This window comes from Vibrio sp. 1562 (assembly GCF_033340155.1).
In the GTDB taxonomy this organism is placed as follows: domain Bacteria; phylum Pseudomonadota; class Gammaproteobacteria; order Enterobacterales; family Vibrionaceae; genus Vibrio; species Vibrio alginolyticus.
Window position 1 is genome coordinate 1 of the sequence record NZ_JAWOVY010000458.1, and the last position, 638, is coordinate 638.

General features: G+C 44.4%; 1 protein-coding gene. It reads right to left on the reverse strand.

Annotation, left to right across the window (positions count from 1 at the left end; genetic code table 11):
• A partial coding sequence (locus R7Z49_RS25805; protein ID WP_318112515.1) for a ComEC/Rec2 family competence protein occupies positions 1 to 638 on the reverse strand: 638 nt, incomplete at both ends.

Consider the following 638-nt stretch of genomic DNA (forward strand, 5'->3'; position numbering starts at 1 on the left):
TAGGAAAGAGCAATGACGCAATTAAAGCAGCAAACATGATTGGAACGACAACAAAGCCAAACCAAGGAATGAAAACCAAATTGTAGACTAAAGAAGACCAGCTAAATCCAGAGAAAAAATAGCCACTGATCGGGACAATCAATAAGCTCAGTATCAGTTGAGTCAACAAAAGTATCCGCAACTTTCCTAAACGACCTTCCTTCGAGTCTTGCACTGTGTTAACCGCAAACAAAACGGCACCAACGGATAAATAAGACAGCCAAAAACTCAAACTAAAAGAAGCAAAAGGTTGGAAGAAAAGTTGCAACGCCACAGCCAATAACAGTACGCGCCATGGACTCCAATGAACAAGCCAATACTTCAAAGCAATATAGATGATACAAACAGAAACGGCTCGGGTCGTCGGCAAAGAAAAATCAGCAAGCCAAGCGTAAACAATGGCAAACGCCAACCCACTCACTGATGGCAGAAACCAATATCGCGGCATAGCAAGCCGAATAAGCCCACCAAGGGCAAGCCCAAACGACAATGCCATCCCAATGTGTAAACCAGAAATTGATACAAGATGCAGTAGTCCGCTGTCACGCAGAGACTGCCAATCCTCTTTGGTAAGCCCAGTGCGATCAGCAAAAGCCAGT